At 61.2% G+C, this 18,798-nt stretch carries 16 protein-coding genes and 1 other RNA gene; 2 read left to right on the forward strand and 15 right to left on the reverse strand.

What is annotated here, in order from left to right; all coding sequences use genetic code 11:
• Window positions 1–63 precede the first annotated feature (63 nt).
• The 6 genes from DW112_RS03655 to ssrA form a co-directional block, all read right to left on the reverse strand.
• A complete protein-coding gene (locus tag DW112_RS03655) occupies window positions 64–531 on the reverse strand; it encodes a PTS glucose transporter subunit IIA (RefSeq protein ID WP_369834923.1) in 468 nt (155 codons plus the stop codon).
• Window positions 532–632: 101 nt separating this feature from the next.
• Window positions 633–1,970, reverse strand: a complete 1,338-nt coding sequence (gene glmM, locus DW112_RS03660) for a phosphoglucosamine mutase (RefSeq protein ID WP_117628896.1) — start codon at window positions 1,968–1,970, stop codon at window positions 633–635.
• Between the two features lie 123 nt (window positions 1,971–2,093).
• On the reverse strand, window positions 2,094–2,489 hold the full coding sequence (gene rpsI, locus DW112_RS03665; protein WP_022094634.1) for a 30S ribosomal protein S9: 396 nt from the start codon (window positions 2,487–2,489) through the stop codon (window positions 2,094–2,096).
• A gap of 2 nt (window positions 2,490–2,491) precedes the next feature.
• Window positions 2,492–2,935 (reverse strand): 50S ribosomal protein L13, encoded by a 444-nt coding sequence (gene rplM, locus DW112_RS03670; protein ID WP_022094635.1) that lies wholly within the window; start codon window positions 2,933–2,935, stop codon window positions 2,492–2,494.
• A gap of 194 nt (window positions 2,936–3,129) precedes the next feature.
• Window positions 3,130–4,008 (reverse strand): patatin family protein, encoded by an 879-nt coding sequence (locus DW112_RS03675; protein WP_118328348.1) that lies wholly within the window; start codon window positions 4,006–4,008, stop codon window positions 3,130–3,132.
• Window positions 4,009–4,626: 618 nt separating this feature from the next.
• Window positions 4,627–4,990, reverse strand: a transfer-messenger RNA (tmRNA) gene (ssrA, locus tag DW112_RS03680).
• Window positions 4,991–5,229: 239 nt separating this feature from the next.
• On the opposite strand from ssrA, the gene DW112_RS03685 reads away from it, so the two are divergent.
• Window positions 5,230–5,664, forward strand: coding sequence for a hypothetical protein (locus DW112_RS03685; RefSeq protein ID WP_118328349.1), 435 nt, complete (start codon window positions 5,230–5,232; stop codon window positions 5,662–5,664).
• A 58-nt stretch (window positions 5,665–5,722) separates the two neighbouring features.
• On the opposite strand, the gene DW112_RS03690 is transcribed toward DW112_RS03685, so the two are convergent.
• The 5 genes from DW112_RS03690 to DW112_RS03710 all read right to left on the reverse strand — a co-directional run bounded on the left by DW112_RS03690 (window position 5,723) and on the right by DW112_RS03710 (window position 12,405).
• The gene (locus DW112_RS03690; protein WP_158571725.1) at window positions 5,723–6,211 is read right to left on the reverse strand and encodes a PIN domain-containing protein; all 489 of its coding nucleotides are present in this window, start codon (window positions 6,209–6,211) and stop codon (window positions 5,723–5,725) included.
• A gap of 74 nt (window positions 6,212–6,285) precedes the next feature.
• Window positions 6,286–8,301: a heavy metal translocating P-type ATPase gene (locus tag DW112_RS03695; protein WP_233545855.1), complete on the reverse strand. Its 2,016-nt coding sequence runs from the start codon at window positions 8,299–8,301 to the stop codon at window positions 6,286–6,288.
• A 78-nt stretch (window positions 8,302–8,379) separates the two neighbouring features.
• Entirely contained in the window at window positions 8,380–8,625 is a 246-nt protein-coding gene (locus DW112_RS03700) for a DUF6110 family protein (RefSeq protein WP_055250999.1), read from the reverse strand.
• Between the two features lie 195 nt (window positions 8,626–8,820).
• A complete protein-coding gene (locus DW112_RS03705) occupies window positions 8,821–10,578 on the reverse strand; it encodes an ABC transporter ATP-binding protein (RefSeq protein WP_118328352.1) in 1,758 nt (585 codons plus the stop codon).
• Entirely contained in the window at window positions 10,579–12,405 is a 1,827-nt protein-coding gene (locus DW112_RS03710) for an ABC transporter ATP-binding protein (RefSeq protein WP_199585316.1), read from the reverse strand.
• A 120-nt stretch (window positions 12,406–12,525) separates the two neighbouring features.
• Between DW112_RS03710 and DW112_RS03715 the strand changes: the two genes are divergently transcribed.
• Window positions 12,526–13,524, forward strand: a complete 999-nt coding sequence (locus tag DW112_RS03715; protein ID WP_118328353.1) for an AraC family transcriptional regulator — start codon at window positions 12,526–12,528, stop codon at window positions 13,522–13,524.
• A gap of 312 nt (window positions 13,525–13,836) precedes the next feature.
• Here DW112_RS03715 and gatB read toward each other — a convergent pair whose 3' ends face one another.
• The 4 genes from gatB to DW112_RS03735 all read right to left on the reverse strand — a co-directional run bounded on the left by gatB (window position 13,837) and on the right by DW112_RS03735 (window position 18,538).
• Window positions 13,837–15,513, reverse strand: a complete 1,677-nt coding sequence (gene gatB, locus DW112_RS03720; RefSeq protein WP_118328354.1) for an Asp-tRNA(Asn)/Glu-tRNA(Gln) amidotransferase subunit GatB — start codon at window positions 15,511–15,513, stop codon at window positions 13,837–13,839.
• Window positions 15,513–17,006: an Asp-tRNA(Asn)/Glu-tRNA(Gln) amidotransferase subunit GatA gene (gene gatA / locus DW112_RS03725; RefSeq protein WP_118328355.1), complete on the reverse strand. Its 1,494-nt coding sequence runs from the start codon at window positions 17,004–17,006 to the stop codon at window positions 15,513–15,515. Before gatA ends, gatB begins: the two co-directional genes overlap by 1 nt.
• Entirely contained in the window at window positions 17,006–17,317 is a 312-nt protein-coding gene (gatC, locus tag DW112_RS03730; protein WP_055250987.1) for an Asp-tRNA(Asn)/Glu-tRNA(Gln) amidotransferase subunit GatC, read from the reverse strand. Before gatC ends, gatA begins: the two co-directional genes overlap by 1 nt.
• 303 nt (window positions 17,318–17,620) lie before the next feature.
• Window positions 17,621–18,538, reverse strand: coding sequence for a class C sortase (locus DW112_RS03735; protein WP_158571726.1), 918 nt, complete (start codon window positions 18,536–18,538; stop codon window positions 17,621–17,623).
• Window positions 18,539–18,798 lie beyond the last annotated feature (260 nt).

Consider the following 18,798-nt stretch of genomic DNA (forward strand, 5'->3'; position numbering starts at 1 on the left):
CCTCTTTCAAGGGCGCCCTCCATAAACGTGTTTGAATTGTAGGCTAATGGCCACGTGCACTTGCTAGCGTTCGCGAGCAACGATGAGCTGGTCCATCTCCTCGACATGCTCGCCAACGGAGCCTTTGATGCTCGAGAACTCAACGGAGTTGCACACCAAGATGGGAACCGTCACATCGTAGCCCTCGGCAGCAATTGCCTCGCGATCGAACTCGATGAGCACGTCACCCTTATGGACGACATCGCCCACCTGTGCATGCACGCTAAAATGCTTGCCCTCAAGCTGAACAGTGTCCAAACCAACGTGGATGAGCACGTCTAGGCCATCGACCGTGTTGAGCGCAACGGCGTGACCCGTGGGAAAAATGGCCTCGACCTTGGCGTCTGCCGGCGCAATCACACGCGTGCCGGTAGGCTGAATCGCCACGCCCTGGCCCAAAAGGCCGGTGGCAAATGTCTGGTCATTGACCTCGGACAACGGAATGACGTCGCCCGAGATGGGAGCATCCAGCGTAAGAACTCGTCCACGCATACCAAAAGACCTTAGGACTTTAGTGAACATGCTCCCCCTCGGACATACCAATCAATCAAAATAGCTTTAACAGTTTACCACTTGGCACCCGTTTTTGACCATTAGGGAAGTTCGCGCTTGACAACCTCGACGATGTCGTCGACAACACGCTGAGTGAGCTCGTGCGTCTCCGCCTCGGCCATAACACGGACCAGCGGCTCGGTACCGCTCGGGCGCACCAGAATGCGGCCGCGGCCGTCAAGCTCCTTCTCGGCGGCAGCGACGGCGTCCCAAATGGGCTGGCAATCGTCCAGGCCGGCCTTGTTGTCGGAATGCACGTTGACGAGTACCTGCGGGTACTTCTTCATGATGCCGGCAAGATCGGTGAGGGTACGACCGGTGCGCTTGAGCACGGCCAGCAGCTGCAGAGCCGTCACCAGGCCGTCACCGGTGGTGTTGTGCTCCAGGAAGATGATGTGGCCGGACTGTTCGCCGCCGATGACGGCGCCATCCGCGAGCATGCGCTCCAAAACGTAGCGGTCACCCACGGCGGTCTGAACCATCTCGAAGCCCTGCTCCTTCATAGCGATGGAGAAGCCAAGGTTGCACATGACGGTCGAGACGATCTCGGAGTTGGCGAGCTTGCCGCGGGCGGCGAGGTCAGAACCGCAGATAGCCAGGATGTAGTCACCGTCGATCTCATTGCCCTCGCCGTCGACGAACAGCACGCGGTCGGCGTCGCCGTCGTGGGCCAGGCCGATATCGGCGTGGGTGCGCAGCACGAGCTCGCGCAGGGGCTCAAGGTGAGTGGAGCCGCACTCAACGTTAATGTCAGTGCCGCAGTAATCGGTGTTGATGGCATGGACCGTGGCGCCCAGGCGCTGCAGCGCGGCAGGCGTGGTCTGGCAAGAAGCGCCATGACCGCAGTCGACGGCAACGACTAGGCCATCGAGCCTCAGGCCATCAAGTGTATCGATGGCGTGGTCGACGTATGCCTTGCGAGCGTCCTTCATCTTGATAATGTGGCCCACGCCGGCGCCAGTCGGCAGCGTATCGGCAGCCATGGCTTCCTCGGACATGACCCAGGCGCTGATCTCTTCCTCGACAGCATCGGGAAGCTTCATACCCTTGCGGCTAAAGAACTTGATGCCGTTGAACTCCGGCGGATTATGCGAAGCAGAGATGACGATGCCGCCGTCGAGCTCGTTTTGGACGGTGAGCAGCGCCACGGCCGGCGTAGGGATAACGCCGCAGCAATGCGGACGGCCGCCCTCTGCCATAATGCCAGCGGTCAGAGCACTCTCGAGCATGGTACCCGAAAGACGCGTGTCGCGGCCGATGCAGATGTCCGGGCCAAGGAACTTGGTCGCCGCGCGGCCCAGGCGAAACGCGAGGTCGCACGAGAGGTCGGCATTGGCGACGCCACGGACGCCGTCGGTACCGAAGATGTTCTGGGGCATAGGATCGCTCCTTCCCTAGCAGGCGATATACAACCGCCCACCCTAGTCGAAAAAGAAAAGCGGGACCCGCCGAGGAATCGGCAGGCCCCGCTTGTACATTGTATCTCGAAAGGAGATAAAACCTTAGCGCTTGGAGAACTGGGGAGCGCGGCGGGCCTTCTTGAGGCCGTACTTCTTGCGCTCGACCACGCGAGCATCGCGCGTAAGGAAACCGGCCTTCTTGAGGTCAGCACGGTAGTCGCCAGCGTTCAGAAGAGCGCGAGCGATGCCCAGACGCAGAGCGCCGGACTGACCGGAGATGCCGCCGCCATCGCACAGAGCGATAACGTCGAACTGACCGGCGGTGTCGGTCACCTTGAAGGGAGCAAGGGCGTTCTCAACGAGCTGATGACGGCCGAAATACTGCTCGGCGTCACGCTTGTTGATGGTCACCTTGCCGGTGCCGGGGACGAGACGGACGCGGGCGACGGCGTTCTTACGACGGCCGGTACCCTGGTAGACAACGGTGTTCTCAGCCATCTTTAAGCCTCCAGCTCAATCTTCGTGGGGTTCTGGGCAGCATGCGGATGCTCGGCACCAGCGTAGACCTTAAGCTTGGTCATCTGGGCACGGCCGAGGGTGGTCTTGGGCAGCATACCGCGAACGGCGCGCTCGATGACCTTCTCCGGGTGCTTCTCCATAGCCTGGCGGAAGCTCTCAGCCTTGAGGCCGCCGTTGTAGCCGCTGTGGCGATAATAGGTCTTCGTGTCGGCCTTGTTACCGGTAAGCTGGACCTTATCGGCGTTGATGACGACAACGAAGTCGCCGCAGTCGCTGTTGGGCGTGAACTGGGGCTTGTTCTTACCGCGCAGGATCATTGCGATCTGGGTGGCAAGACGGCCCAGGACAGCACCATCGGCGTCGACGAGAACCCAGTTGCGCTGGACCTCGCCCTGCTTGGCGTAGTGAGTCGATTTCGAAATCACTTAGACTCCTCCATGTACAGTACGTGTTGTTACAGAGATTCACGGGGCTCTGCAAGTAACCCGTCCATATTACCCCGCTCGCCGTACGAGTCAACAGGTATTTTGGCTCCGACCAGAGTTTCTGCACATGTCATCCACGAGCCGTGATTTTTCCAACTCTTTAGCTGTTGTCATTTTTTGAGGGTTCGCCGTCGCTAGCGCTCAACGAACTCTTGGATTTCCGCGAGCAGGCGCTTTGCCTCCTGACGGCCCTGGATATACAGGTCCAAAAGCTTTGCCGGATCGTGCTCGACATGGCCGACCTCGACCGGCTTTTGCGGAGCGATGACCAGCGCGCAGCCCTCGCGCTCATACTTCCACAGGTGCATGCGCTGGAGGTTATAGCGGTCGTGGCGCGTCTCGATAGCCTCGAGCAGGTAGGGGTAGTCGGCATAGCGGGCGCGCGCGGCAGGCATAAACTCGTAGGGCTTTTTCTCGTACGAGCGGTCCTGGGTGACGATGACGACCGCACGGTCGAAGCCCGCCTCCTCGAGCACATGCTCGATAGGAACCGAATCGGCCACGCCGCCGTCGACGTATTTGTGCCCGTCGATCTCGACCGGCGGCGTCACCAGCGGCAGCGAGGTGGAGGCGCGCACAGCATCGAGGTCGAGCACGGCGCTTTTGACCGGCAGGTAGGCAGCGGTTCCAAACAGCATGTCCGTCGCGACGGCGTACATCTCGATGGGGCTCGCGTCGAACGCCTCGTTGTCAAAGGGATCCAGGCGGTCCTGGATATCGTTGAAGATAAAGTCGTAACCCACGATGGAGCCCGTGGATGCGAAGGATGCGGCACCCATGTAGCGGTTGTCATTGCAGAAGGTCAGGTTGATGCGATTGACGCGACCGATCTGGTGTGACTTGTAGTTGACGCCGTTGAGCGCACCGGCCGATACGCCATATACCGCCGGAATTTCGACACCGGCCTCCATGAGAACGTCGAGCACGCCGGCGGTAAACTGCCCACGAAAACTGCCACCCTCCAAGACGAGCGCGACCTTGCCGGCGTTCTTTGCCTTATCTTCTGCAGTCATATTGACCTCCTGCGATTGCGTTTTGACTTTCTTCTACCCAGTTTTGGGATGGAGGGCGCATGGGTTTTGGAGTTGAGGGGGCGGCTGGCGGAAAGCACGTCCCGTTCTGAGGGGCGATTCCGGGATGCGCTTTCCGCCTGGGTTGCCATGGGGAAAGCATGTCCCACTCTACGGCTCGATTCCGGGTCGCAGCTTCCACTTGAGGCGTCATCCGGAAAATGTATCCCATTCCGAGCTTAGATTCCGGGATGCGGTTTCCGCCTGGGCAGTCATTGGGAAAACGCGTCCCACTCTGCGTCACTGAGGCGTTTTCTTTACGCCCGCGCCCTGCACAGAGTTCGATTCTCCGCGGTACGGGGGATCCGTTGATGCTGGGCGAGGCCAGCTGAAATTCGATAAACATCGCATCTATATTGGGCTGAGGCTTTGCGCGAAGAATCCGCGTATTTGCTTCGCAAATACGCACCGGCTTCGGCCGGCTGCCGCCGCCCTCGCCCGCGGGCTACAAACGCTTCGCGTTTGCTTAACGCCCGCGCCCTGCACAGAGTTCGATTCTCCGCGGTACGGACTAGAAATAAAAAGACAGGTAGATACGAATATCTACCTGCCTGTTACTTATGGTGGAGGCGCGGAGAATCGAACTCCGGTCCACGAAAGCCCCCTGATTGGCATCTCCAAGCTCAATCGCTGGTTTAGTCTCGGACGCTTTGCGCGCAGCGACACGCTCGCAGCATCCCAACCGGTTCGATCTTAGCCTGCGCCATACCGATTACGTGCGCAGAAGCATTCCCCTAACATGACGTCGCACCGGTGTCGGGGAAATCACCGGGTTGACGCGCCGCTATAAATTAAGCAGCGAGAGCCATAGGCTCAAAAGAAGAGTTGTTGTCAATTCAATTTGACGGTACCCCTGTTTAACGAGGCGAGGAGACCTCGGCTTGCTTCCTCTCTCAGAGCTATCGTGTCGAAACCAGTCGCCCCCGAATGTTGGGAAAGTCTGGATGGTATCGGGCCTGCAAACACCCGATAACCGTCGACTTTTCAAGGAACATACGGGGCGAGCCCCGCTTGTGGAGTGTTATCTTACCACGTTCTGAGAGCGGACAGCTGTTCTATGCACGAGCTGTGAAGACCCCAATGTGCGCCGCACTTCGCACTTTTGTTACCGATCGCGTCACGTATATTTTCGCCAAGCAAAATTGACCCGTCGAAAGGACCGTTATGGATACCAAGCAGCAACTCGTCAATGCCCTCGCAGGCCTGGGCTCAACCATTACCGAAGCTATGGATGTCATCGAGGGCTTTGTCCCCTGCGGACATCCCGCCCTCACGGTATCGAACGCACTCGTCGCGCTGGACGTTGACGATGATGCAGCTCTCGCCCAGCAGCTTGAGACCGTCGAGGGCTTTATCGACCACGTGAGTGAGAACCGCGGCGTGGCCGCCTACCACGGTATCGAGGTCGAGCTCGCGGGTCCCAAGGCCGATCTGTTCGCAGCAATCCGCGAGGTAGGCGCCCTTATGCAGACCGCAGGCGTCAAGAACACCCAGGTCAACGAGTGGGTCTACCGCAGTCTGGCAGCACTCGACAGCTCCAACGAAAAGGCAGCCGAGCAGCTCGCAGAAAGTCCCACCATCAAGGCCGAGCTTTTGTAAATAGCAGACGCGGGCCCCTTGGCGCATCGTCGTCCAAGGGGCCCGCGAACAGCTCGCGTCAACCGATAGCCGTGCCGCCGCGTTTGGCCAAAGCAAGAATCGGCATCATTTGACGAGGTGTCTTTGCTGCAAGATCGGCATGTTCGAGCAGTTTTCGATCGTTGGTCACCAAGTAATCAACCTGGGCGCGTTTGCATGCGGCGAGTACCAAGTTGTCCTCGTAATCGCGATGGAGCGCTAAGTATTTGTCGGCCAGCCAAAGGTCCGACGCATCTGCACCCACGGCCGTGGCGTTTTCGGTCATGTTCCGAACAAACGCCAACGCCGCATCGCCAATCGCGCGGGCAGATGCCTCATCGAGCGCTCCCCCGCTGGCAAGAACGCTATGCTTCAGTTCGTGCTGTACAACATACAGTACGTCCTTGGCGATATGCACCGGAAAGAGCAACGTTGCGCCCGATTCCGCCGCCTGCCCAATAAACGCACGCGCGGCAAGCGACTCGGCATGGTCGACGCAAAACGAATCAACCCATACGTTAGCATCCAAATGCAAAAGACCTGCGCCCAGACGACACCGATGCCGTCTGGGCGCAGGCCAGATAACGTGGGTGAACACGTCTGCTAACGCAGATATGCCTTGGCGTTGCTCAGACTGTAGGCAATCGTCGAGCCGTTGTGCAGCAGCGACGACGCCTGCGGGGTAATCGCGCCGGTAATGCCGAGCGCCAGGAGCGCCGAGTTGGTGAGCATCACCTTAGAGTAGGAGCTCGTCAGACGATCAATGAGGCCCTGGCTCATGCGGCGCAGGCGCACGATCGCGGCAAGATCCGTGTCGGTCAGGATGATGTCGGCGACCTCCTTGGCGATGTCGCTTCCGCCACCCATCGCCAAGCCCACGTCGGCCAAACCGAGCGCCGGCGAATCGTTGACGCCGTCGCCCACCATGGCAACGTGGCGCCCCTCGCGCTTAATCCGCTCCACATAGGCGTACTTGTCCTCGGGCAGCAGTTCGGCCTTAAACTCGTCGACGCCCGCCTCGCGCGCGATGCGCTCGGCCGTGCGCTCGGAGTCGCCCGTAAGCATAACGACATGCTTGACGCCCAGCGCATGCAGGTCGGCGATGGCCTCACGGACCCCGGGCTTGAGCGGATCCTCGATACCGAGCACGCCGACGACCTTGCCATCGACCGCCAGATACAGCGGTGACAGGCCCTGCATCTGAGACTCAATGCGCTCCTTAATGTCGGAATCGAGCTGCGCGCTCTCGTCCTCAAACACAAAGTGTGCCGAGCCGATAATCGCGCGACGCCCTTCAATGGACGAAGCGATGCCGTGCGCCACGATGTACTCGACGGCAGCATGGCGCTCGCGGTGCTCGAGCCCGCGCTCGCGTGCCGCATTGACCACGGCACGCGCCACCGGATGCGGAAAATGCTCCTCCAAGCAAGCGGAAAGGCGCAGGACCTCGTCCTCGCTCCAGCCATCGGTGGTGAGCACGCAGGCAAGACGCGGCTGCGCCTCGGTAAGCGTGCCGGTCTTGTCAAACACAATGGTGTCGGCCTTGGCAAACGACTCAAAGTACTTCGCGCCCTTGACCATGACGCCCATCTTGGCAGCATCGCTCATAGCGGTCATGACGGCAACGGAACCCGTGAGCTTGAGTGCGCACGAGTAGTCGACCATCAGTGCCGCCGAGGTCTTGATGAGGCTGCGGGTAGTAAGCGCAACCAGGCCCGCGAGCAGGAAGTTCCACGGGACGATCTTGTTGGCAAGGTCCTCCATATGCGACTGGCCCTCGGACTTGAGCGAGTCGGCCGTCTGCACGAGCGAGACGATTGAGCGCAGTTTGGTTTGCGCCGTATTGGCGCGCACGCGCACCAAGATGCTGCCGTCTTCCACGACGGTGCCGGCGAACACGTCGTCGCCTGCGCTACGCTCGACGGCCAGCGGCTCGCCGGTCAGGGTCGCTTGGTTGACCATAGCGCTCCCCTGCTCGACAACACCGTCGATGCAAATGGACATGCCAGTGCGCACGGCTACCAAGTCGCCGGGCTCGAGCTCGGTGGCGGCAACGCTTACCTCGGTGTCACCGACCACTTTTTGTGCCTTATCGGGCACGTCGAGCAGCGAGTTGATGAGCTCGTTTTCGCTCATGGCGCGCGTGTAGTCCTCGAGCAATTCGCCCACGTTGAGCAGGAACATCGTCTGGCCGGCGGTATCGACGTCGCGTTTGACAAACGAGATACCAATGGCCGAAGCATCGAGCACGGGAACGGTCAGGCGCGGCTGCGCGAGCTCACGGAGGGCGGCGCGCAAAAATGCCATGTAACCGGCCACGACAAACACAGCACGCAGAGGCGTCGGCAAGAACCAGCGGCGCGCGTAGTGGGCGCCGATAAGTGTGGCAAGATCCATGACGAGCTTGTGCTTGCGCGGCTCAAGCTGCATCACGTAACCCGTCTTTGCGTCGGCGATGGCCTGAGCGTCGAGCGCACCGACGGCGGCCAGCACGGCATCGCGGCGCGACTCGTCGTATTCGAGTGCCATCTGGCCGATGCGGCCGTAGACGCGCACCTTGTGCACGCCGTCGATGTCGCCGCCAAGCTTAAGAAGTGCATCGAGATCGCTCTCTGGCACAGGACCCGCCAATTGAAGACGGGTCCTGCCGGGGATCTCGCTAATAATCGAGAATCTCATAGTTTGTGCCTGGGAGCGTTACTCGGCTGCCTCGTCAGCAGCGGCCTCGCTCTGGGTGATGTAAGCAGCCTCGGCAACCATGTCGTCGACATTAGCCTTGGCCTGCTCGACCATGTCCTGGTAGCCGTTCTTGATGCGCATGCCGCACGCGATACCCTGCACGCAGGCGTTCTTTACCGGAGCGCTGGTAAGCAGCTTGATGCCGGCCGTGCCAAGCAGAAAACCGCCACCGACAAGCAGGGTATTGAACGTCGACTTCTTCATGTTGCTTCTCCTTTTTGCCGCATTGGACGCGGCATGGTGCTTCAGCACCCGAGTAAACAAGTTTGCTCGAGCACGCTTTTGAAATATCTCAATTTTATCTAACTATCTAGGTCAGCCATGGCTAACCTTTTGAAAATTAACGATGCGGAGTAACCGATTGTCAATGTGAGAAAGGGACTGTCCCTTTGCCCCTTCTTACAACTGCCAGGTAGCTGCTTCCTTTTGCAGCGCCACCATGCGGGCGAATTCTCCACCTGCCGCCTTGAGCTGCGCCGGAGTGCCCTGCTCGGCAACCACACCATCCTTGAGTACAACGATCTTATCGGCATTTTCCACCGTGCGCATACGGTGGGCAATAACGATAACCGTCTTACCTGCAAGCAGACGGGAGAGCGCCTGCTGAACCACGGTTTCGTTCTCCACATCCAAGCTCGCCGTCGCCTCGTCCAACAGCACGATAGGCGCGTCTTTGAGCAGCGCACGGGCGATAGAGATGCGCTGGCGCTCACCGCCGGACAGCTTGGAGCCGTTCTCGCCGATCATGGTGTCATAGCCCTGCGGCATGCGGCTCACAAACTCGTCGCAGTTGGCGGCACGCGCAGCCGCAAGCACTTGCTCATCGGTGGCGCCACGACGCCCGAGGCGGATGTTTCCCATCACCGTGTCGTCAAAGAGCAGCACGTCTTGGAACACAATGGCGTAGTCGCGCAGCAGCACCTCGGGATCCACGCTCGCAACATCCACGCCGCCCACGGTGACCGTGCCCGCGGTGGCATCCCAAAAGCGCGCGGCCAGGCGGCTCACCGTAGACTTACCGGAGCCCGAAGGACCGACCAGTGCCGTGACCTCGCCTTCCTTGGCGGTAAAGCTCACATCGGTAAGAACTTTCTCGCCGGCGCGGCCGTCCTCGCCCGCACCATAGCCAAATACCACGTGATTGAACACCACATCGTGGCCTACGGGCTCAAACTGCTCGCTGCCCCGCGCCACGGGCTCTTCCATGATGGAACGCATGCGCTTGGCCGACGACTCGGCGGCAAACAGCTCGGACATCAGCATCAGCGCCTGATCAAAGGGCGCATAGATGCGGCTCACCATAAGCAGGAAGGCAAACATCATCAAAAAGTCGACCTGGCCGGAGGCGACCATCGCAGCGCCCGTGACCAACGTGGTGGCAATCCCCAGGCGCAGGATGGCAAAGGCGGAGTTGACCAAAAGCCCATTGGCGAGCTCGCCCTTGGTGGTCTCGCGCTCCTCGGCATCGATCACGGCGTTGAGCCCCTCAAGATAATGAGCCTCCTGGTTGGTGGCGCGGATCTCGCGCACGCAGTCGAGCGTCTCCTGGATCGCCTCGGTAACCTTGACCTTCTCGGCACGCACATGGTCGAACACCGGGGTCATGGGGCCGCGTGTCAGATACAGCACGGCAAAGGCCACGGGCACGCTCCAAAACGCCGCGATCGCCAGCTGCCAGCAAAAGAACAGCGACGCCACGAACACAATGGCGCTTGCGATGATGGCACCCCAAAGCTCTCCCAGCACGTGGCTGTAGGCGTGCTCCATGGCCTGGACGTCGCCCATAATGGTCTCGGTTAAATCGGCCAGATCACGACGGCCAAAAAACGACAGCGGCAGCTTGCGTAAGCGCTCGGCAATCTCCATGCGCTGCTTGCCGCACTCCTCGTAAAAGATGCAGTAGGTGTAGTAATACTGCTGCCAGTTAGAGGCAAAGAGCAACACGAAAAAGACCAGGAGGCCGCCCACGATCGGTAGGGCATCCGGCAGGTCGGCGCCGGTGGCGAGATGTTCGACAAAGCCGGCCATGACCAGGAACAAAAAGCCCATGCCGGCCATGGTCACAAGATTGGTGAGCGTGGTCCAGAAAATGCCGCGTTTTACGCCGGCGACGCCTTTATCGGATAGGAAATACTTCTTTTGGAATGAGGCGAACATTTAGGCCTCGCCTCCCTTCGTGACGGCGGCATCCGCGGTCGCTGCAGTGATTTTCCAGCTCGCGGCCTGTTCGTATTCGGCCCACATCTTGGCGTACAGACCGTTTTGGGACAGCAGCTCGGCATGGGTGCCAGTCTCCTGCACGCTACCTTGGTTGAGCACCACGATCTTGTCGGCCCCCACTACAGTCGAGAGTCGGTGCGCAATCATAATGACCGTGCGACCCGCCGCCAGCTTGCTAAAGGCGCGCTGGATGAGTGCCTCGTTCTCGGGATCCGCAAACGCCGTGGCCTCATCGAGCACCACGATAGGCGCGTCTTTAAGGATCGCGCGGGCAAGTGCCACGCGCTGGACCTCGCCGCCCGAAAGGTACGCCCCGCCGGCGCCGAGCATGGTGTCGATGCCCTGCGGGAGCTTGGCCACGATATCGTCGCACTGGGCCGCGGAGAGGGCCGCGCGCACTTCGTCGTCAGTGGCTCCAGGCTTGGAGGCGCGCACGTTATCGGCAAGTGTTTGGCGGAACAGCTGGTTGGTCTGAAACACAAAGGCGACCTGGTCCATGAGCTCGTGCGGATCCATGTCGCGAACGTCTACGCCGCCCACGAGCACACGACCCAAGGAAACATCCCAAAAACGCGGGATCAGGCTTGCGCAGGTCGACTTACCGCCGCCCGAGGGACCAACCAACGCAAGGGTGCTACCTGCGGGAACGCTAAAGCTCACATGATCGACGGCAGGCGCCTCGGCGCCCTCGTAGGTAAAGCTCACGTCCTCAAAGCGCACATCGCTGCCAGCGGGGTGCTTGGGTTGAGCGGGCACGGAGAGCTGCTTGGAATCCATAACGCTTCGGATGCGAGCCAGCGAATCAGCACTCATCTGAGACGCCTCGCCCACAAACATAAGCTTGGTCATGGCCGTCGGCACCACGGCCGAAAAGATCGCGTAAAACGTGAAGTTGACCATAAAGTGCGCGAAGTCCGTCTCGCCCGGCGCCAACAGCAACGCCACGGGCAAAAGAAATGCCACGAGGCCATTGAGCGCGGTAAGGTTGAGCACCTGCGGGCCTCGGCAGAACGTGCCCGCATAGCTTTGCGCCATGTCGGCGTATTCGGCGATCGCATCGTGAAACGCCTTAAAGGAGTAGACCGTCTGCTGGAATACCTTGACCACGGGGATGCCGCGTACGTATTCGGTGCCGGTCTTGTTCATCTTGACCAGCGCGCCCATGTAAGCCTTCATAAACTCGGCGCCCTTGCCGCTCATCATGGTGGCCATGGCGCAAAACGAAACGACGACCGAGATTAAGCATGCCGCGCCCAAACGCCAATCGAGGGCAAATAGCAGCACAAGCAGGCCCACGACCATGGCGGTGGCACCGGCGATATCGGGCAGCATGTGCGCGAGCAGCGTCTCGGTGGAGGCGGCACAGCCGTCTACGATACGGCGCAGCTCACCGGTGGCGTGCGTGTCAAAGTAGCCGAGCGGCAGCTTAAGCAGATGCTCGCTCGTAGCCTTGCGGATATTGGATGCGCAGCGAAACGCGGACAGGTGCGTGCACATGAGCCCCACGAAATAGACCACGATGCTTGCCAGGGCAAAACCAACAGCCCACCAACCATACATCGCGATGTCGGCGGCCTCGCTCCAGTTGGGCGCCACGGCAATCAGGTCTCGCGCAACAAGCCAGATGCACACGTACGGGCCAAAGCTCAGCAGCTGCGAGAGCGCCGAGAAAGCCATGCCCAAATACGTTAGGAATTTACGGTCACCGGCATATGCAAGCAGCTCGCCGATGCCGCCGCCTTCCTTTTTTGATCCCTTTGCCATGAGATTCCTTTCTAACGGCTTGAGAGTTAACCGTAAGAAACTTATCATGGGCGTGTTAGCCAAGACACACAATCGAGGCAGGCGTGGACGTTTCTGCAAAGGAAGGGGACGCTTTTGAAAATGCGGCGGGCAGCAACCGATATAACCGAGCTCTACGCACCGCAGTTTGAGCAGTTTGGTCTGCAGCTTTCCGGCAAGGGCGCCGTCTTTACCGGTGAGGTGACAAACGATCGGGCGCACGGACGCGCATGGATCATGCCCCTCTCCCCCACCTGCATCGTCATGGAGCATTTCATTACCCCGACGCACAACATGCTCTTGGCCGAGTACACACCCGAACCGTACGCGTGTGTGAGCGAGGTCAGCGCCCCCACGCTCATGTGCATGCCCGAAGCCGGCATAACGCCTGCGAACCTCAAGCCGCTGCATGGACCGTGGCCAAACAGCGCGATCTGCAGCTTTGTCCAAGATAGCTGCGGTGAGGAGCTAAGCCCGCTGTTTGCAGGGCAGCTCTATCACTCGCGCTCGGTCCTCTTTTTGCCCGGTTATTTTGACGAGCTGGAGCATCGCTATCCCGCCGAGTTCGCGGGGGTCTTTGAGGCGTTTGCCGAGTCATGGCACGAGGAGGCAGCGTCTGCCATCTGCCACACGTTGCGCAGGGTTAACGAGGAACGCGCCCGCACCGTAGGCGGACACGTCTATATGCAGGGCATCGTGGAGACCATGGTCGCGGAGCTCGCCTGTTCGCGCGCGGCCCACAAGCAGGCGCGGCAGGCGGCAGACACACGCGCCAGCGTGACCATTGCCGAGGAAGCGGCGGCAATGATTGAGCGCGCGCTCGACAAAGGCAGGCGTGTGGGTATCAACGAGGTGGCCGAGAGGCTCTACACAAGCCGCTCCAAGCTATGCGCCACCTTTAAGGCCCAAACCGGCGAGTCCCTGGGCGCCTACATTCGCAGACGCCGTATGGAGCGAGCACAGGACCTTTTGGCCGATAGCACGCTCACGATAGCGCAGGTGGCAGAGCGTCTAGGCTACCCTCAGCAGGCCGCCTTCGCCCAAGCCTTCAAGCAACACACCGGCACCACCCCCACCACCTGGCGCTCCCAGCATCAATAAAGAGGCGACAAAAGGACGGCCCATAAGTCCCACAAGCAGGGAAGACCATTTGCAATGTGACAAAGGGACTGCCCCTTTGTCACCCGCACAAAAATGGGCGTGCCGACGGCACGCCCATTCACTCTATTCCATTCAGCCCACCTGACCCGAACGGCCGAGTCGTCGCAGAACCCGGGAGCCCCGGCAGGGCGGGTGCTTGCTCAAAATGAGTTCCGCACGCAAAGAAGGCCACTTAATGTGGCCTTCGTCTTGCGCAGGACTGTTTGAAATTTTGAGGAAGCACCCGCCCTGCCGGGGCTCCCGGGTTCCCGCTTACGAGAGCGACGTTCTCAGCAACTCGTTGAAGAGCTTCGGGTTGCCCTTGCCGCGGCTCGCCTTCATGCACTGGCCCACCAAAAAGCCGATAACCTTCTGGTTGCCGTCACGATACTGCTGCGCCTGATCGGCACAGTTAGCCAGCACCTCGTCCACGATCGGCTGCAGCGCGCCGGCATCGCTCACCTGACGCATACCGCGCTCGTCGACGATCTTGTTGGGGTCGTCGCCGGTCTGGGCCATAGCCTCAAAGACCTCGTGCGCCTGGTTGGAGCTGATGGCATCGGTCGCCAGCAGCTTGGCAAGGGCTGCCACCTGAGCCGGCGCGATGCCGGACTCGGCGAGCGACACACCCGCGCCCTTAAGGTAGGCGATCATCTCGTTCACCAGCAGGTTTGCGACCGTCTGGGCCTCCTTGCCAGCCATGCCGGCAGCGGCGGCCTCAAAGAACTCGGCAAACTCGGGGTCGCCGGCAATCTGCTCGGCGTCTGCCGCCTTAATGCCAAAGTCGGCCTCAAAACGGGCGCGCTTGGCATCGGGCAGCTCGGGAATCTCGCCACGGCAGCGGTCAATAAACTCGTCGTCCAGATCGAACGGCGCCAGGTCGGGATCGGGGAACAGGCGATAGTCGTCGGCCGTCTCCTTCACACGCATGACCACGGTGCGCTTGCGGCTGGGCTCCCAGTGGCGGGTCTCCTGATAGATGATGCCGCCCTCCTCAAGCACCTCGGCCTGGCGGCAGATCTCGTAGGCAAGGCCGTCATGTAGGCTCTTAAACGAGTTGAGGTTCTTGAGCTCGGTCTTGGTGCCCAGCTTGGTCTCGCCGCGGCGACGCAGCGACACGTTGCCGTCGCAGCGCATGGAGCCCTTCTCCATGGAGCAGTCCGAAATGCCCAGCGTCACAAAGATGCGACGGAGCTTTTCCATAAACAGGCGCGCTTCCTCGGGCGTGCGCAGATCGGGCTCAGTCACGAGCTCAATCAAAGGCGTGCCGCAGCGGTTGTAGTCGACGAGCGACTCGGCCGCGGCGGTAATGCGGCCCTCGGCGCCACCCACGTGGACCATCTTGGCGGCGTCCTCCTCCATGTGGATGCGCAGGATGCGGATGGGCACCGTGTAGGAACCGTCCTCGCGACGCTCAGACATCTGCAGGTTAGATGCATCGTAGCTGGCCAGGTGGCCGGCACGCTGGTTGCCCTCGCGCATGGTCGACGTCATGGACGTGGACAGGCCCTCGGCGTTGGCCGAGGCGCTTGCCAGGCTCTGGGCCTCGGCCTCGCCAAACGCGCAGTCGGGGCGCTCGGCGGCACCACGACCGGTCACGTCCAGGTCCAGGTGACCGTACATGGCAAAGGCGACCGGACCCTGCGTGGTCTGGAAGTTCTTGGCCATGTCGGGATAGAAGTAGTGCTTGCGGTAGAACATCGAGTGACGCTGGATCTCGCAGTTGGTGGCGAGACCGGCCTTGACGATACTCTCGATGGCGCGCTTGTTGGGCACCGGCAGGGCGCCGGGCAGGCCCAGGCACACCGGGCACACGTTGGCGTTGGGCTCGTCATCGTGGCTGAGCTTGCAGTTGCAGAACATCTTGGTATCGAGTGCGGTGAGCTCGGTATGGATCTCTAGGCCGATCACAGCCTCCCAATCCTGCAGGACCTCGGAAAGCTCCTTCATTACAGCTCGCCTCCCTTCCCGGCAAAATCGGGCGCGACGGATAGTGCGGGCGCACCCCGCTCCAGGGCGCGGGCAAACGTGAGCAGCTGACGGTCCTTAAAGGCAGGTCCCACCAGCTGGGCAGAAACGGGCAGCTGAGTGTCCTCGCCCAGGCCCAGCGGCACCGAGATGCCGCCGTTGCCGCAAATGTTGAGCGAGATGGTGTACAGGTCGGAGAGGTACATCTGCGTGGGGTCGCTGATCTCGCCAAACTTAAAGGCCGTGCGCGGCGAGGCGGGCATGAGGATGGTGTCCACCTTGGCATACGCGGCGTCGTAGTCCTGCGTGATGAGCGTGCGGGCCTTTTGCGCAGCGTAGTAGTACTTGTCGTACACGCCCGAGCTCAGCAGGTAGGCGCCGAGCATCTGACGGCGCTTGGCCTCGGCACCAAAGCCGTGGGCACGCGACAGCGAGCTCTGGTCGGACAGGTTGGCGCAGCCCTCCTCCTGATAGCCGTAGCGAATGCCGTCAAAGCGAGCCAGGTTGGAGAACGCCTCGGCCGGGCCGATGACGTAGTAGGCGGCGATGGCGGCGTCCAGGTGCGGCAGGTCGACCTCCACGAGCTCGGCACCCTGGTTCTGCAGCTCCTGGGCGGCGCGCTGAACAGCGGCCTTGACCTCGGGCGTCAGGCCCTCGGCCTCCATAAACGCGGGGATGATGCCCACGCGCTTGCCCTTGATGCTGTCGTTGAGATGCTCGGTAAAGTCGACGGCGCAATCCTGGCTCGTGCAGTCGTACGGATCGTGGCCCGCGCCGGTAAGCGCGTTCATGGCCAGCGCGACATCCTCGACCGTGCGGCCAAAGGGGCCCACCTGATCGAGCGACGAGCCAAAGGCAACCACGCCGTAACGGCTCACGGCGCCATACGTGGGCTTAAAGCCCACCACGCCGCAGAGCGCCGCCGGTTGGCGAATAGAGCCGCCGGTGTCCGAGCCCAGCGAGAGCGCGACCTCGCCCGCGGCGACGGCGGCAGCGGAGCCGCCCGAGGAGCCGCCGGGCACGCGCTCGGTATCCCAGGGGTTGTTGGTGCGGTGGAACGCCGAGCTCTCGGTGGAGCTGCCAAAGGCAAACTCGTCCATGTTGGCCTTGCCCATGGGCAGGCAGCCGGCATCGAGCATGCGCTGGACGCAGGTGGCGGTGTAGACACTCTGGTAGTCCCCGAGCATGCGGGAAGCGCAGGTAGTGCGCGTGCCCACGAGGTTCATGTTGTCCTTGATGGCCAGCGGCACGCCCGCAAGCGGGGGCAGCGGCTTGCCTGCGGCACGGTCGGCATCCACGCGCGCAGCAGCCTCGAACGCAAGCTCGGGCGCCACCTGCAGGAATGCCTGAACCCCGCCCTCGCGCGCCTCGATGGCGGCAAGGGAGGCCTGGGCCACCTCGGTAGCGGTAAAGTCGCCGGCGGCAACGCCCGCGGCGATCTGGGCGGCGGTAAGGGAATCGAAGCTTAGCGCCATTACTCGCTCTCCCCCTCTCCCAAAATGGACGGCACGCGGAAGTAGCGGTCGCGCGCGCTGCCGGCGTTTTCCAGCGCAACGTCGAGCGGCAGGTCGCGCTCGGGCTCGCGCAGGTCGTCGCCCATCACGTTGGACAGGCTTCCGATGGGATGGAACGTGGGCTCCACGTCGGGCAAGTCATATTGCAAGACGGGCTCGAGCATCTGGACGGCGTCGTTCATGTAGGACGTCATCTGGGTGAGCTCGTCATCGGTCAGTGCGATTTTTGCGTACTCGGCGATGCCGCGCACGTCTTTCTCGCTGAGTGCCATAGGCGCTCCCTTCCGCATAACAGATAAACCGCTCTAGTATACAGGGCAACGCCGCTTGGAGCAGGCGCTTTACCTAAATGCAGCGAAAACGTAACGAGAGCGGCGGTTGGCAGGCTGCGGGCTGGCGGTTCTGCAGCGAAACCGCACCGTCCATAGCGAAAACCGTCTCGCCCGCAACGAAAACCATCACAACATTCGACGCTTTTCGCCAAAATCGCGATTTTCATCGAATGTTGTGATGGTTTGGAAGTCCCGACCACCACAAAGGTGCCTGTCCCCATTGTGGTGGTTCTGAAGAATGTCCTATGCCGAGGCCTTGGCCTTGCGGCGCTTGCGGACCGCGTGGATCACGATGTCCAGCAGCAACAGCACAATGGCCACGACCACGATGAGCACGGCAAACTCGCGCTTGCCCCAGTGACGGCCGGCCAGCGACTTTTGCTTGTCGACGTCCTTCTTGTTGTACTTGGTGCGCACGCAATGCACCAGCAGGCGATGGTCGTTCACGCCGTAGGGCGTGCAGGTGACGAGCGTCACCTTGTCGGCGCCGGGTTCGATGGTCAGCGACTCCATCTCCTCGGGCAGCACCACCTCGGAGTCCACCATCTTGTAGGCGAGCGTCTTGTTCATGGTGTGCAGCAGCACCAGGTCGCCGGGTTCCAGCGAGTGAATGTCGTCGAACATGCTCAGGTTGCGCATGCCCGAGTGCGCGGTGAGCACGCAATGCGTCGAGGTGCCGCCCACCGGCAGGCTCGTGCCCTCCAGGTGGCCGACGCCCGCCATAAGGACTTCTTCGCTCGTGCCGTGGTAGATGGGCATGCTCACGTCGATGGAGGGGATTTCGACCCAGCTCATCATGGGGTCGCGGTCAAAGATGAGCTGCTGAGCGTAGGGCTCGATCTGGTCGGCGGGAAGCTCGGTGGCCTCGCCGGCAAGTTGCTCGTTATAGGAGCGCGCCTGGAGCAGGATGCGCTCGCGCTCCTCGGCAGATAGCGCGTCCACGGTGCTGGACACCGTGCTGATCTGGTTGAACACGCCCGAGGCCTCGAGCCGGTCCAAGATCCACGGCCAGGTCATAAGGCCCACGCCAATAAGGATGATAACGATGGTGATGAGCCGGTCGGCCCAGCGCGGCAGTCGCTTGCGACGGCGCTTGGGCTTTGGTTGAGGTTTGGGCTGAGGGTTTGAGCCGCCGTTGTCCGCGGCGTTATTGCTCTTCATATGTTTAGCGCCCTGCACCATCGCCGGTCACTCCTCTACAACTCAAGTTGTCTAAACAAATAATAGCCGATTAGCGAACTCATGCGCCAGACAACGCAGCTAAACAGCATTGCGCGGCGCGAGCATGGGTCTGCATTTGCGTTTTCAAAATATCCCGAATCGGCGGGGCGATTCGGGATACAATGTCAATAGAAAACGACGCACCCCGCGTAAATGTTTGGGAGCGCGGGCGGCCTAGTTTTCTGGTTTTGTTAAATGCC

The organism is Collinsella sp. AM09-41 (genome assembly GCF_003473245.1).
Taxonomy (GTDB): domain Bacteria; phylum Actinomycetota; class Coriobacteriia; order Coriobacteriales; family Coriobacteriaceae; genus Collinsella.